Origin of the sequence: Micromonospora sp. NPDC049366 (assembly GCF_044466625.1) — a bacterium.
Classification (GTDB): domain Bacteria; phylum Actinomycetota; class Actinomycetes; order Mycobacteriales; family Micromonosporaceae; genus Micromonospora.
On sequence record NZ_JBITMV010000004.1, the window covers coordinates 1 to 14,273 of the forward strand.

General features: G+C 67.7%; 4 protein-coding genes. 2 read left to right on the forward strand and 2 right to left on the reverse strand.

The features are described 5' to 3' along the window. Positions 1-529: 529 nt before the first annotated feature. Positions 530-925, forward strand: coding sequence for an RDD family protein (locus ACIBTV_RS07725; protein WP_396703235.1), 396 nt, complete (start codon positions 530-532; stop codon positions 923-925). 307 nt (positions 926-1,232) lie between these two features. On the opposite strand, the gene ACIBTV_RS07730 is transcribed toward ACIBTV_RS07725, so the two are convergent. After that, positions 1,233-1,922, reverse strand: coding sequence for a DUF4191 domain-containing protein (locus ACIBTV_RS07730; protein ID WP_396703236.1), 690 nt, complete (start codon positions 1,920-1,922; stop codon positions 1,233-1,235). A 701-nt stretch (positions 1,923-2,623) separates the two neighbouring features. Between ACIBTV_RS07730 and ACIBTV_RS07735 the strand changes: the two genes are divergently transcribed. Next, complete coding sequence (locus ACIBTV_RS07735; RefSeq protein WP_396703237.1) at positions 2,624-12,508, forward strand: hypothetical protein; 9,885 nt, start codon at positions 2,624-2,626, stop codon at positions 12,506-12,508. Positions 12,509-12,601: 93 nt separating this feature from the next. Here the strand turns inward: ACIBTV_RS07735 and ACIBTV_RS07740 are convergent, their stop codons facing one another. Beyond that, entirely contained in the window at positions 12,602-14,245 is a 1,644-nt protein-coding gene (locus ACIBTV_RS07740; protein ID WP_396703238.1) for a hypothetical protein, read from the reverse strand. Positions 14,246-14,273 lie beyond the last annotated feature (28 nt).

Sequence of the window (14,273 nt, forward strand, 5' to 3'; positions counted from 1 at the left end):
GACTCCACCGGCAGGTTGAAGTGCTGCATCACGCCGGGCAGGTCACAGAAACGTACGTCGACGAACTTCACGTCCTCGTTCTTGAGGTATCGCAGCAGTTCCTCGGGGTTGGCGAACACACATCCTCCTGGCACGTCCAGTTGGTGGCTAGGCTCCTGGCGACGCTATGGCCAGGGGGTTGCCCGGCCGTGTCTCCTTTGTTTCTGCCGTGTTACGTCCCTCGCGGAGCGTCATGACCGCCGCTCAGCGAGCGTCACGCACGCGTGGACCGGCGGCGACCTGTGCCGTTGTCGTGGCCATTGCAGCCAATGGTCGGAATTGGCGCGTCCGCCACGGGAGACGCTCCGCCCGCGGACCGGTGGCCCGAGAGATCTTGGAGGATTGGCGCCCCCGGAGGGGCCACAACTCTCCAAGATCTGGGGGCCGGGTCCCCGCTCACCGCCGGCGGCGGTCGGGAGGCGGGCTGAGACGGCTCGGCACCACGGCTGGCCGGTGGGGCTCACCGACGGCTTGGCTACCCTTGACCGCTGTGACCAACCCGCCTGCTCAGCGCCCGGTACCGCCCGCGACCGACCCCGCCTTCAAGCCGGCCGACCTGGGCCGCCGGTTCGGCGCGCTGGTCATCGACTGGGTGCTCTGCCTGCTGGTGTCGAACTTCTTCGCCGACCCGGTACGCGACGGGTGGGCCCCGGTGCTGGTGCTGATCCTCGTGTACGGGTTCTTCCTCGGCCTCTTCGCCCAGACCCCCGGCATGTACCTCACCCGGATCCGCTGCCTCTCCTGGACCGACGGCGGCCGGATCGGGGTGCCCCGTGCGCTGCTGCGCGGCGTGCTGCTCGCCCTGGTCGTACCCGCCCTGATCATGGATCAGCACCGCCGCGGCCTGCACGACCGCGTCACCAACGCCGTCATGACCCCCGCCTGACCATCCCACCCTGCGGGCGCCCGCGGGCCCCGCCCCGCCAGCTCACCCCCGCCCGCTCACCCCGCCCGCGATCTTGCACTTTCTGCCCTGGCAAAAGGCGTGAATGCCCCACCCGCGCGGCCAGAACCGCAAGATCGCGCAGGTGGTAGGCGGCACGCGCATGCGGTGGGCGGCACGCGCACGTGGGGGCGGGGGCGGCGGCGTCCGGGGCGGTTGCCGGGGGCGCGGTCCGGCGGGGATCCGGCGGGGAGATGCGAAAAAGGCCGGGCGCTTCGGCCCGGCCTTTCGTTTGGTGCGTCGTGCGGGGTCAGCGGCCCCGGGTCTGGCGGAAGGCGCCGCGAGCCGGGCGCATGTTCTTCGGGATCGCGCCCTTGGGCAGCTGCGGCCGGGCGGTGAGCGCCTTGAGCCGCTTGTCCAGCGCGTTGACGTCCTTACCGCTGAGGTTGCGGGGCAGCCGCATCAGCGTCATCCGCAGCTTGCGGATGGGCAGCTCGTCCTCGGACTGGCCGATCACGTAGTCGTAGAGCGGCGCCGAACCGATCACCTTGGCCAGCCGGCGCTTCTCCTGGCCGAGCAGGCCGCGTACCCGCTGCGGGTTGCCCTCGGCGAGCAGGATCACGCCCGGTCGGCCGATGACCAGGTGGACCATGTCCATCTGGGTGGTGGAGCTGACCGCCGGCGTGACCCGCCAGTCGCCCCGCATGCTCTCCATGATCTGGGCGGCGGCACCGGGCTGCCCCTCGGCGGCGTTCATCATCGCCCGGTTGGACCGCAGGTTGAGCACGATCAGCAGGGCGAGCAGGATGAACAGGATGCCGATCGGGACCCAGATCCAACCCCAGAAGATCACCGCCACCACGGTGAGCGCGAGCGGGATCAGCACCGCGGCGGCGGCCAGGGGCGCGAACCACCGGTCCTGCTTCGCGGTGAACTGGAACACCATCCCGATCTGCTTCAGCCGTTGGCCGAACGAGACCTTCTCCTGGGGCTTTGCCATACCGGGAAGTCTAGTGGGCCGCGCCCGTCCTGTTGATCCGCGTCCGGGGGTGCCGGCCGGCTGAGTATCTGATGGCTGCTCGGTGCCGGTGAGCGCGCCAGCGTGCACGTCTCACGCTCATCGCGAAGCTGGACGTGGCCAACCGGGTGAGGCCGCCGCGCTGGCCCACCGGCTCAACCTGCTCGGCGACCGCCGCAGGCTGACGTGGGTCGTCGAGGCGGCTACCGCGCGAACGGGGAGCGCGGCAGCGGGGGCCGTGGGGCGCCTCGGACAGGCGCCCTACCCGCCTGGCTCCACGCCGACAATCACCATCGTCATCACACCGTACTCGGCGGCCCACCTGCCAGCCGCGTTCCCAACCTCTCTGGTCAGTACACCTGGCCAGTGATCGGTAGCACGGTCGAGGAGACGCCGTGGCCGAGAACAAGGACGCACGTGCCGAGCGGCAGACGCGCAATCTGGCCCGGTAGGTGGCCCGCGACCCGCTCAGCGACGCGGGCTTGCGCCCCATTCGCACGGAGTGAGGGACGTCGGTTCGGTAACTTGCCGTTGCGGGGCCCCCCGGGCGTGGTGACCGTGGACACGGTGGGCGAGTGCACCTGCTACCAACCGTCGTTTGTAGGGAGATCTGCCATGTTCCTCGAGGTCATCATCCCCTGCTCGATGATCGGTAGGCCGATCGTTTCCGACGCGGCCGCCCGATGAGCGACCTCAGGCCAACGAGCAGTGACGGAGGGAGTCCGCGGCCGATCACGAACAAGTGGGGGCGGACCGTAGCGCTGTCCTTCCGGCCGGACGACGACGTCGCCGACCTGGTGGCGCAGTGGATCGCGGATTGTGATCGGGCCTACGCCCGTCACTCCGAGGCCACTGTCGGCGAATCGACCCGTAAACGGGATCTGACTGTGCCATGGGTGGCGGACTCCCGCACGTTCGCGATCGTTGCGCCGCCTATCGTCGACGGCCAGTCCCTCGCTGACCTGGTGGCCGATCAGGCGACATTTGTCGAGGAGTACAGAGACGCGGACCTGCCGGTTCGTTCGGTTGCGGTCATCGGTGCGACAGCTCCGGCTGATTTCGGCTTTTACCTCGGCCGAAACGGGTTCCCCGTCCGAGTGTATTCGGCGTCAACGTCCAGCGGATTGGTCCGACCAAGGACGGACGCGACGTTTCCGCGAGGTGGTTTCGTCGTCGAGGCCGGCGGTCATTTCGAGGTCTTCGGCGAGCTGACCCGCTCACAAGCCGACATCATCACTCGAGAGCTGGTTCAGTCACATCAGCTCGGCTGGCGCTACAACGCGAGCAGTACGGCAGAGGGGAGTAGTTTACCGCTTGGCGACCGGGCCGGGACGCTAGCGTTGATCACCGCCCTTTATACGGCCACTGTCGATCAGCTCGCGCAGGACCGCACCCGGCTCGATCTCACGCGACTCATCGCGGGGGCCAGGCGACACGAGCGCCCGGACATCGTGGTCCGTGCCGTGGTGGACCGGCTGCGCGCCGAGTCGAAGCTTGACCCGGTCCGCTACGTCGCCGACCAGGTGGGCGAGCGCGGCTCCGTACCACCGCACGTCCGGCGCCTGTACACCGCGATCGGCCACCACAACGCCGCTGGCGTACGGCCGGTGCGGTTTGCCACGGGACAACCGTTGCTGTCCGACGACGCTACTCGGCTACCAACTCGGCTTGTTGTACCGTCCGCCGAGGCGCGCTCCTCGGCCCTCGGCATTGTCGCGTCCTGGCTAGCCGAAGCGGCCTTCGACCGTTCCGGCAACGCCGAGGCCCCGCGATTGCCCGTGGCTCGGGTCGGCGGGTCCTGGGCCCGGCATGCCGCGATGGTCAAGGAGGAACTGCGACGGCTGATCTCAGGGAACCTCCGGGCGTTGGGTGTGCGTTCCGTTGAGGCCGAACGCCTGGTCGACCAGATCATGTCTCCTAGCCGGCCCGGCAGCGCCGGGGACAAGACCTTCGTGGAAGTAACGGAACAGAACACACCGCCGGCGGTGGGGTTTGGCCGGACCGTCACGGCGACTGGTCTGACGGCCGGCGTTCATACCGACGGGGTGGCTCTGGCGTTGTTTCGCGAAGCCGTCCGGCGTGAGCTGTCGCCGGGGGAGCCGGCGCAGACACCCAATCGGGCTGACCACCGCGCCGAGGCGGCGCGCGCGCATGACCTGAATCCAGACGACCGGCTGCTGTTGAACGAGATCGTGCGGACTTCCGGACCTGTTATCGCCGCTGAGTATGCGAAACTGCTGGCGATGCAGTCCGTGCGTCCTCGGACGCAAGGGCACGCTCTCACCCCGGAGAGTTTGAAAGAAAGGCTCGACAACCTGCGGTCCTCGGCCGCCGGCGGTCTGGACGTGCCGGATCCGACCGATCAGCGGGCCGCGGCTGCATCGCTCGTCACTGCTCTGCACTCCGGCCTTCCTCCCGCGTCGGCCGAGGCGATCCGGGCCGGCTGGGCACCCGTGAATTCGCTCACCGAGCTGGTGCGCATCGTGGGCCGTCCTGCGCGTCCCAGGTCTGAGAGCGACGCCTCTTCGAACGGTCCGAGGGTCGGGTTGGTAGGGCTGCACATGCCCGATGATCTCGTGCACGTCATGGCCGTGATCGCCACCACGGGCGGGGTCCGGTGGGTGCATCCATCGTCCACCACGCTCTACCCCGCCGGTGAACTGCCCGACGACGTCCGCGGCGCCCAGGCCGCCGAGGCGGTCCTGATCGAGATTGACGGCACGGTCCAGCCGCCTGCGCAGCCCGTTTCCGCTGAACCCACCAGCACCAACACATCGCCCGAACCGCAGCCGCGCCTGCAAGCCGTCGCTCTCGGCGGCGATGTGCTCCGAATGCTCGAGGACCTCCCCGCCGACGCGGACGAGCGAGACCGAGACCGGATATCCGCCGCACTGCAGTTCGGGAACTCAGTAGCCGCCCATCTGAGGGCGGAGCAAGCGGGGCAGAAGGCCGCCGCAGCCGATACGCCCGGCCACACAGCCGGAGACAGGTCGGTGGCCACCCTAGTAGAGCTCATGGCCTTGCTGCACGTGCAGCTGACCGCGATGCTCGGAGACCAAGCCAACCCGGGCGGCTCGACACCTCCCGCCCTCGCGGTGGCGGCGGGGCAACCGATGAGCAACCTATGGGAGGCCACGGGGCCGGACCTGCGCGATTTTTTCATCCGCCACGCCCCGGTCGTCCGGAATCTGTACGAGGCCAGCTTCGATGCCTTGTTCCCCAACTTCCGCGCGGACTTGGCAGCGGAACGCGAGCTGCCCGCTGGTGACGAGGTGAACCTGTGGACCGTTCCCCTCCTCGACCACACCACTGGTCTGCCCGTCGCTACTGCCGGGCAGATGGTGGAGGAACTGCTGCACCCTGATCCCTCCAGACACCGCCTTGACGCAGGCACTGGGGGCTTCACTCGGCCCGAATCGGCGGGCACGACACCGCCACCCGGGCACCTTTTGCTCCAAATCCGCGAACCACGCAGGCGGAACGCCCCGCCGGCGCGCGACATCACACCACCCCGGTCGCACCGACGAGTCGTTATGTCCGACAGCACGGCACTGCCATCGCCGAACTTCGGATATGACCGGCGTCCCGAACTGTCCGGCCGGAGGTCCCAGTCCGGCCCCTCGTCTTCCGGGCTGGCTCTGCCGGACAGCGGCGGGTTGGGCGGTCCGAGCCAGCTTCCGCCGCCGATGGCGCCGCGGACCCCAGTCGAGGCGCCGCTAAGCGTGCCGATCGCCCTGGTTCATTTGAATACCGTGGCGAATCTGTTGGCGGGTGGATCAGAGGTCGCAGACACCGAACGTGAACGTCGGTGGGCGGAGCGGGTCGTCGCCGACGAGATCGCCGCGCTGTTCGCTTCCGACCTTGCCGGCGGTACGGTTCCCGCCAGCGCGCTCGGTGCGTTGGCCGAGGTCGAGCCGGTGGCTGCGATGGGCGGCTACTTCCGGCTGGTGACACACCTCGTTTCGGCTGCGGCTGAGATCGCCCGCGACGGTCGCCCCAGCGTGCCCGTCGATTTGTTGCCGGCTGTCCCAGCTGGTCAGCTGTTCGCGGCGTTGCCGGAGGTGGCGGCCCGGTTCGTGGCCTCCCATGAACAGAGCATCCGGGACCGGATCATCGGTCATCTTGCCGCCGCGGCCAGGGGAGGAACCGCGGATCCGTCGGGCGAGCGCCTCGCGCAGAATCCGACGGCCACCGTCGGTGATCTGGTGGGCGTGTTCCTCGGCCGACCGGTACCCGAGATCGATCTGCGAAGCGCCCTGGGACTGCCTGGCCCGGCTGTTCCGGCGGCGGCAGCGGAGCCGGCCTCTGTGCCAGTCCAATTGCTGACGACCGGTCCGGGTGGCGTGACGGATGTACTGGAGCACGGCAACGCCGAAGAAATCGTGCGAGAATTCGGGCCGGACAGCGACGCGGCGGTCCGGATTGGGGAACTCGCACGGTCGGCCGACGGCCGCGAACATCAGCGGCGGTTGCTGGCCGCGGCACGGCGCGCACAGGCCGGTGAACTCGGGGCGCCCGGTGAAGCGGCGCTGATCGTTCTCGGCGCGTTGCGAGATCTGGCGGTGGAGCAGCCCACTCCCCATGCCTTCCGGTCGCTTCTCACGGCCGCCGAGGCCAGCACGGTCCTGGACGCCGTCGGCCGGGACATGGCCAGTCACCGCACACCAACGGCAGCGGCGGAAGCGCTCTCCATCCTGCACCGTGTCTCGGACCGGCTCAGCCGCAACGGTGCCGCAGGTTCGGTTGGGCACCCCGCCCTGGCACGGCTGGAAACGTCATTACCACCGCTGTTGGAATATTTGACAACGACAGCCGGCGACGGTGTCGTGGTGGGCGATCCGGCATCGCCCGACCCAGCGTCGCGGGGCACCCCTTTGGCTGTCCCGCGCCCGCCGGGTGCGCTTCTCGGCGGCATGCAGAGATCCAACCGATCACAGTCGCGATGGTTACCGCCATCCTCATCGAACCAGAACCCGCCATTGGTGGCGCCTCAGCCGCCCGCCCCTGTCAACTGGCAGCAGAGAATCACGGTTCACCTCAATCGAATACTGGAAACGCCGCCCAGAAACGTAACGCAGTTTCCAAGGTCAATCGGCCCCGACTGGTTCAGGATCACCGAGCCGGAAGCTCCGCCTCCATTCCTGCAGGGAGTCGAAATTCCGCCGCCTATGTACGTGGCGGATTTCCTTCGGCGCCTCGATATGCTGAATCCAAGAAGCTTCCCTCCTTCCTTCAGTAATCTTGCCGCCGCGTCAACCTGGCAGAATCAAGGTGCAGGAAGGCACACCGCAGAACAAAGCTGGGTCAAGAATTTGGTGGCCAGGCGGAACTTGGGTGCGGACGCAGTTTCTCGTCGCTCCGACGTGCCCAAGGTCGTTCATTCCATCTGGCTTGGCGATCCCCTTACCAGAGCTCGGGAGTCAACTAGCGAGTTCATGGACACCGTACAGGTACGCGCTCAACGAATGGCAGCCGTCGGTATCGTCACAGTCTTGTGGACCGACATACCGAGGGAATCGATCCAACGAGCGATCGCTAACCCAGGTGCGGCCAACTCGCATCTTCAGCGGCAAGTTGTGGAGATGGTCGAGTGGGGAATCCGCTCCAATGTCATATTCGTCAGCATCACCGAAGTTTCTGCTAGATTCCCCATGCGGCTTCAGCGTCACTTCCAGATGGAACTGGCGAAGCAGAGCGGATTGGGATGGGGGGCCGCATCTGATATTGCGCGCCACGAAATACTCTACCGGTTCGGCGGTGTCTATATAGACGGAGATAACCCGCTTCCGAGTCATCCGACGGCCGCCATCGAATTTTACAACGAGATTCAATCGCTCGCACAAGACGCTGGTCTCGGAATGAGAGTCATCGCCCACCTCAACACCGTCAATAACGACCTCTTCATGGCTACAGCCGGGCATCCGTTTACTCGTCTATACCTGGAAGCAATAGAGCGAAACTACGAACGAGTCCAGGTGGAATTGATTCCGCGCGAAGCGCACGAGCATGATCCCGACCCGAAGGTAAATTTCGACCGCGCCGTTAGGCGACGGTCCATCATGCACAGGGTGGGTCCAGAAGTGATGGTAGGGCTTATTGTTGAACTCGGTCTAGAACTTGCCGACCTGCCCAACATCACCACGATTGATCTTGATTTTGGAAACGCCTGGGTTCCTGATGTAACCTTCACAGCGAGGCGTCACTTCGGCGACGATGAAGTGCTGCAGGTGGCGCGCAGGGTGACAGCCACACTGGTTCGTGGCCTATACAACATTCCTGGGCTGCTTCAACTGACGGCTGTTGCAACCACCGTCAACGGCCTACCCGATCCGCCGGGTGCATGGCGGGCGATCATCGGAGTAATTCTTCGGCACCCGCAGCTTGTCCGTCTTGTTCGATCTGTGGCGTACCAATGGACCGAAGTCGCGCACGATCTCGTGCGGACGACTGCGTCCGTCGTCATACCTGCGGATGTGGTTCAGCTGCTGAATCCAACAGGAGGCGCGCGCGATCATAATCAGTTGACGGTTATGGATGTCAGTCCAACGACGAGAGCCGCAGTACTCGCTCGGCAAGCCCAAACATCTATGGCAAGCCCACATCCCGCGAATATCGGCGGCCCCGTGCTCACGCTGCCGCGCCGGACGCCCGGGGGCCCCGCCGTCGCCGGACAATTCGGCCGGTCCAATGCTGGCACCCCGCGCGGAAGGGACCAACGCGGTCAGCACCCGTTCGCGCCCTATCCGCCGGATATGTTCGGTGGAAATACCGAAGCGTTTCCGGTCGAGATCGACGACGGGATGGCCCGTGGTCTGGACGCCGCGATACTTGATCGAAGACGACAGGTCATTGCCGCGGGTAACGACCCGGCCCGCGATCAGATCCTTCAGGATCTGCTCCATTACCGGAGCAGCTGGGAACATGGACCGGATGCCGACCGCACCCCGACCGCCTTTCAGGCCGGAGTTCCGGACCCGGAAAATACGTTGGCTGCGCCCCGGCCGGAGGCAACCGCGCGGTCAGTGCCGTCATCGGGTTCACTGCGGGGGGCGCTCGCGGCAGCCATACGGGAGGACGCCCGTTCTGCGAACCTGCCGTCTACGCAAATCGACAGCGCCGCGAGGTGGTGGGTGCGAACGCGCGAACCGGTCGGCGATTCACTGGAGCGGCTGCTCGCTGCGGTCGACGACATCGGGAGGGATGCTGAAGGTCCAATCCTGGCGCCCGGATCCAGGGCGACGATTCTGTCGGGCATCTTCACTCTGCTGAGCGCTGATCCTTCGGGTGAGAGCAAGGTGGGCAAGGACATGCTCGAGAAGATCGAGCGGCTCAGGACCACCCTCGACGCCAGGACGCAGGCAGCCGCAGACATTCCCTCGGCGAGGGCGCACGACGCGTTGGGTCATATCGCGGCCCTCTTGGATGCGATGACGGAAGCAACCAGCCGCGCCCCGAGCATTGGCGGTGACATCGGCCGGAGGGATCAGCGTCCGTCGCTTGCCCCAGCGCGCTTCGACGCTTCACCGGCGGCCTCAGGACGAGATCGGGCTGCGCGATTTGCTGCGGGTCGGCGTGCGTTCCACCGTCCTCGGCCGGTCGCGGGCAGGTCGCCGGAGGAACTACATGCGATCGCCGACGATATCGCCCTGCGACAGCGAGGGCCTACTGACTGCGTCGCGCTAGCCGCCGACTACGGAGAGAGGCTGTATGGGCGTCGGCCTGGATTCGCTGCCTCCGATGAGGCGCCTTGGCCAGCTCGCCCTTCGGCTCCTTCCCACGCCGACGCCAGAAGACGCATGCTTAGCGACGGATTCTGGACCCATGTCAGTGGTTCCGAGGCCGTCGAGTCGGCTGTGTCCGGGATCGGACTCGGAGGCTCGGCTTTCGTGATCGCCACAAGGCCCGGCGACGACTACGACCATGCGCTCGTACTGCACGCAACGTCGGCCGGATCACGGTGGGTCGACCTTCAGGCGGACCGGAACGACAGGGTTCTTGCCCCGGGCGACCGGCCGGTGGCCGTCGCCGAGTCCATCGAGTTGCATGTAGCGCTCACCGATTCGACCGGTCGGGCACTGCCATGGCCGGACGGCGTTGCCACATCGTCCTGGTCGACGGCTAGTGCACTCCTCGATCCGCCGTCGAACCGCGCGGTCGGAACGTTCCGGTCACGGTTCAGGGAGCGGCCGAGTGACTCGTTCTTTCGACACCTGACCGACCGCGCCAGGCGGGTTCAGGAGGCCCGCGACCGCTCCGGTCGGCAGCCCGTCGCTGAGCGGCAGTTCGGTCTTGACCTGTTCGGGTTCCGGGATCCTTCTCCCACACCGGCGATCCTCCGTGGCGTCCGTCTGGCCGATGAGCGCACAGAACTGCTGAGCAGCTGGTTCCGGCGGCTCGACGTGAACGCCAGCGTCGCGACGCTTCCCCTCGAACCGACGCCGATCTGGGTCGAGGAAGATTTCGACAGCGAGCGGTGGTGGCCGGACCACCAGCCGCTGCAGCCGCTTCCCCCCCTCCCATCGCCCCTCGAGATGCCGCTTTTCATCCACGTCATCTGGCTCGGTAGTCCGGTCACCGAGACGAATCCGGCGACTGCCGTCGTCCGTCGCAATGTGGAGGATCTGAGCCGGACGGCGGCGGCAGAGGGATTCACGGTCATTCTTTGGACCGATGTCCCACGAGAACGTTTCCGGGAACGCACCGGCGAGGTGGCAGAGATGGGCCGGTGGATGAGGCGGCACGGCATAGTCGGGCTGCGGCCGGACGAGGTCTTCCACGAAGACGAGCAGATGACGCTTGCGGCGGAATATCGGTTGGAGGCCGGCCGAGGAACCGCGGCGGGCTACGCCGCTGCCAGCGACATTCTGAGACTGGAACTCAGTAGGTTCGGCGGGATCTACACCGATGGCGACAACCCGGTCCACAGCTTGACCGGGCTGAGGGAACTGCTGCGACCGCCAGGCTTCGGCGTGCACGCAAACCCACCGGGCCTGAACAACTCCGCCCTTTTCATGCCCCGTGGCCATCCCTTCATGACGCGCTATCTCGAAATGATCTCGAGCAACTACCGGCTCCGCCAGGACGAGCTCTATCCCGAAGCGCACTTTGTCGGCAATTCGCTCGCGGATCATCACGCTCACTACATCCAGGTCAGCGAGCAATCATATCGGCGTCGCTCGACCATGGAGCGTACCGGCCCAATCACTCTCGCATCGGTTGCCATGTCGTTAGGCATCCCGAATGACCAAATCCCTCGTATCCCCTCAACCTCGCTAGCCGTAGGAGCAGCGAACACCTGGCAGAGCGTCGTCCCCCGGCGTTTGCACCCGGAGCAGGCCACCCACGCGCTGGAGAACGCAGTCAGCGGTCTGGTCTGGGGACTGACGAATCGTCGTGGTGACCTTGACCTGGTCTCCGTGGCGCCGCTCATTCAAGGCTTGCAGGACCCGGACGCCGGTTGGGAGGGGGCCGTTCGGTTCATCCACAGCGTCCCGCGGCTACGTCTGCAGGTGCGGACAGTCACATACGCCTATCTGGAGCGCCCTGAAGAACTCGCGCTCTTTCAGCCCGCCGAGGTGACGGAGCTTCGTCTGCCCGATCCCGTGCGGGCCTTGCTGGGGCTCCCGCCGCACGGAACTCTGTCTGAATCCTCGGGCGTATGGCGCCGAGCTGCTTTCGGAGTGCCGGTCCCGTCGGACACCTGGTCCTACCTGACCGTCCCGTTTGTTTCGCGGCAGCGGAATCTCACCCAGCCGACATCCGAGATGCACGCGCTGGTCGAGCATCTCCGCGGTCTCGGGCGGCTCTGGACGAACATCGAGGTATGGATTGAAGGCGGCGGGTCGAGGGAGGGCAGCCCCGCTGGCATGGACCGGGCTAATTCGGTACGGAACGGCCTCATGCGTCTTGCCGGAGAGTTACCGATCACCTGGCATGAACCGACCAACCGGGGAGGGGGGGACAGCGCAGGTCCCCGCCCTCTGCCTGGTGACGAGAGCCGCAGTGTCGTGGTCTGGTGGACGGCGACCCTAAATATGCCGTCGGACAACGACGCAGTGTCCTTGATGTCTTTCGGAGCCGACCCGGATGCCGAGGATATGGTCGACCATCCTGTGCCCACGCAAGTCAGCAATCTTCATCGACTGGCGCAGGATTCGTTCGAACAGAACTTGACCGGTCGCGAAACCCTGGTCAATTTTTTGCGCACAAGATTCCCGTACGGTGTCGTACTAGACCGAGGTGCTTCCGGTGAGCCCACGTTCGATGTGAACGGGTTTGTCAATGACGCCCTTGACGGCCGAATTCCGGGCGTGCGTTCCACCGGAACGTGGGCGGCAGTGCGGGCCTCTGTCGAGCTGGCCGGCAGGGACGGCGTCGTACTGTTCGAGCCGGATCAGTTTCGGCCAGCCGGCGTTCTGCATGCCGCTGAGGGAACTGAAACGGAGGGCATTGAAATATGGCAAATCTCATTCTCGCCGGAGGGTCCGACCCTGGAGCGACTCAGCGAGGTCGACCCACCTCCGCGTCGCGTGATGGTCGTCGACCGCTGTTCCAATGTGAGGAGCTGAACATGTCGCCCTGCTGCGCCTGCTGCCGGGTATCTCCCGGCCGCCGAGAGGCCGATCTGGATCAGGAGCCCGACGCGCGGTGGGCGGCAGGGGTTAGGCGCGGGGGAGGTAGACGCGGTAGCCGTCGACGGTGACCAGGTCGAGGCTGCCGGGGGTCGCGCGCATCCGGTCGTCCAGTCGGGACGCCAGCGGTGAGCCGGTGGGCGCGACCCAGGCCGGGGCCGGGGACGCCGCCACCGCCCGCCGGTACGCGGGGTAGCGGTCGAAGCCGGGCCGCAGCGCGTCGTCGACCACCGCGCAGACGATGTCCTCGCCGCTGGCGAAGGTGAGCCGGTTGCAGGTCCAGTAGCCGGCGTAGACGTGGCGGACGCCGAGACCGCGCAGCGTGGCGACCAGGTCGGTGTGCCGGGCCTCGGCCGCGCGTGTTTCGGGAGCGGTCCCGGCCGCCCGCCAGGTCGCGTACCCGGTGGTGAGGGCCGTCGCGGCCAGCACGAGGGCGGCCCCGACCGCCGCGACGCGGGCCGGGAGCGCCGGCCGCGACGCGACGCGCCCACGGCGAACCGCGCTCCACAGTGGCCAGAGCAGGGCGGGCAGCGAGACGAGCAGGCAGGACAGGTAGCGGGAACTCTCCACGGGGGTGCGCGCGGAGGCGCTGCTGGCGACGTACACGGCGAGGGTGGCGGCCGCCGCCAGCGTCAGGGCGAGCCGGAGCGCGCCGCCGACCCGACCGGCCGGCGCCGGCCCGTCAGCGGCGCCGACGGGTCGCCCGCCGTGGGGTGCGCGCAGCGCGCGCCCGGCGCTGACCGCGCCGGCCACGAGCAGCACCGGCAGGGCGATCGCCCACCAGAGCTGCCAGGTCGCGCAGTGCCCCGGCGAGCAGAAGCCGGTGCCCAGCGGTGGGCCGAGCAGCAGGCCGCCGTGCAGCCGGTCCGCCCAGCCGGCCGGCACGTCGGCGCCGCCCGCGGCCAGGACCGCGGTGAGCGGGTTGCGGCCGGTGGCGAGGCTGTGCCCGAGCAGCGGCGCGGCGCCGACCAGCGCGGCCGACCCGAGCGTCGCGCCGGCCCACCCGCGCAGCTCCCGCCAGCGAACGGTGAGCAGCACCGCCCCGACGGCGACCACGTACGGCAGCACCAGCGGGTCGACCCAGAGCATCAGCCCGGCGAGCAGCCCCCACGCCGCCCAGCGCGGCAGCCGCCTGCGGGGCCGGCCGGCGCACAGGTCGTACGCGAGCAGGGCGAGAGCCGCCCCGGCGGTGTTCATCTCCGGGTAGCCGCCCCCGGCGATCAGCTGGTTCTTGACGATCCGGTCCGACCCGAACGCGAGCAGCACCACCACGAACAGGGCGAACCAGCGGTCCCCGGTGAGCCGCACCGTCAGCCGCCAGGCGAGCACGACGAAGAGCGCGTACAGCGCCAGCGTGGGCAGGCGCAGCCCGAGCACCGACGGACCGGTGAGGGCGAGCACCGGCGCGGCCAGGTACGCCTCCAGCGTCCCCATGTAGGCCTGGCCGTAGAACCAGATCGGGAACTCCTGCCCCCGGGCGATGTGCAGCGCGGCCAACCCCATCGTGGCCTCGTCGCTGTTCGTCGGCGGCGCGTCCCACAGCAGCAGCGTGAGCCGGTAGCCGACCCCGGCCAGCACCGCGAGCAGGGTCAGCGCGCCGGCCAGCCGGGCACGCCCGGAGCCCGGCAGCGCGCGGGGCGCGTCGCGGGGCTCCTGGCGTACACCGACGGTCATGGCCTGATCATGGCACCCGGCCGGCGCC

Bases quoted from the DNA above. Each gene is read 5' to 3' on its own strand.
- ACIBTV_RS07740 (WP_396703238.1), bottom strand. From the start codon at position 14,245: ATGACCGTCGGTGTACGCCAGGAGCCCCGCGACGCGCCCCGCGCGCTG.
- ACIBTV_RS07730 (WP_396703236.1), bottom strand. From the start codon at position 1,922: ATGGCAAAGCCCCAGGAGAAGGTCTCGTTCGGCCAACGGCTGAAGCAG.
- ACIBTV_RS07735 (WP_396703237.1), top strand. From the start codon at position 2,624: ATGAGCGACCTCAGGCCAACGAGCAGTGACGGAGGGAGTCCGCGGCCG.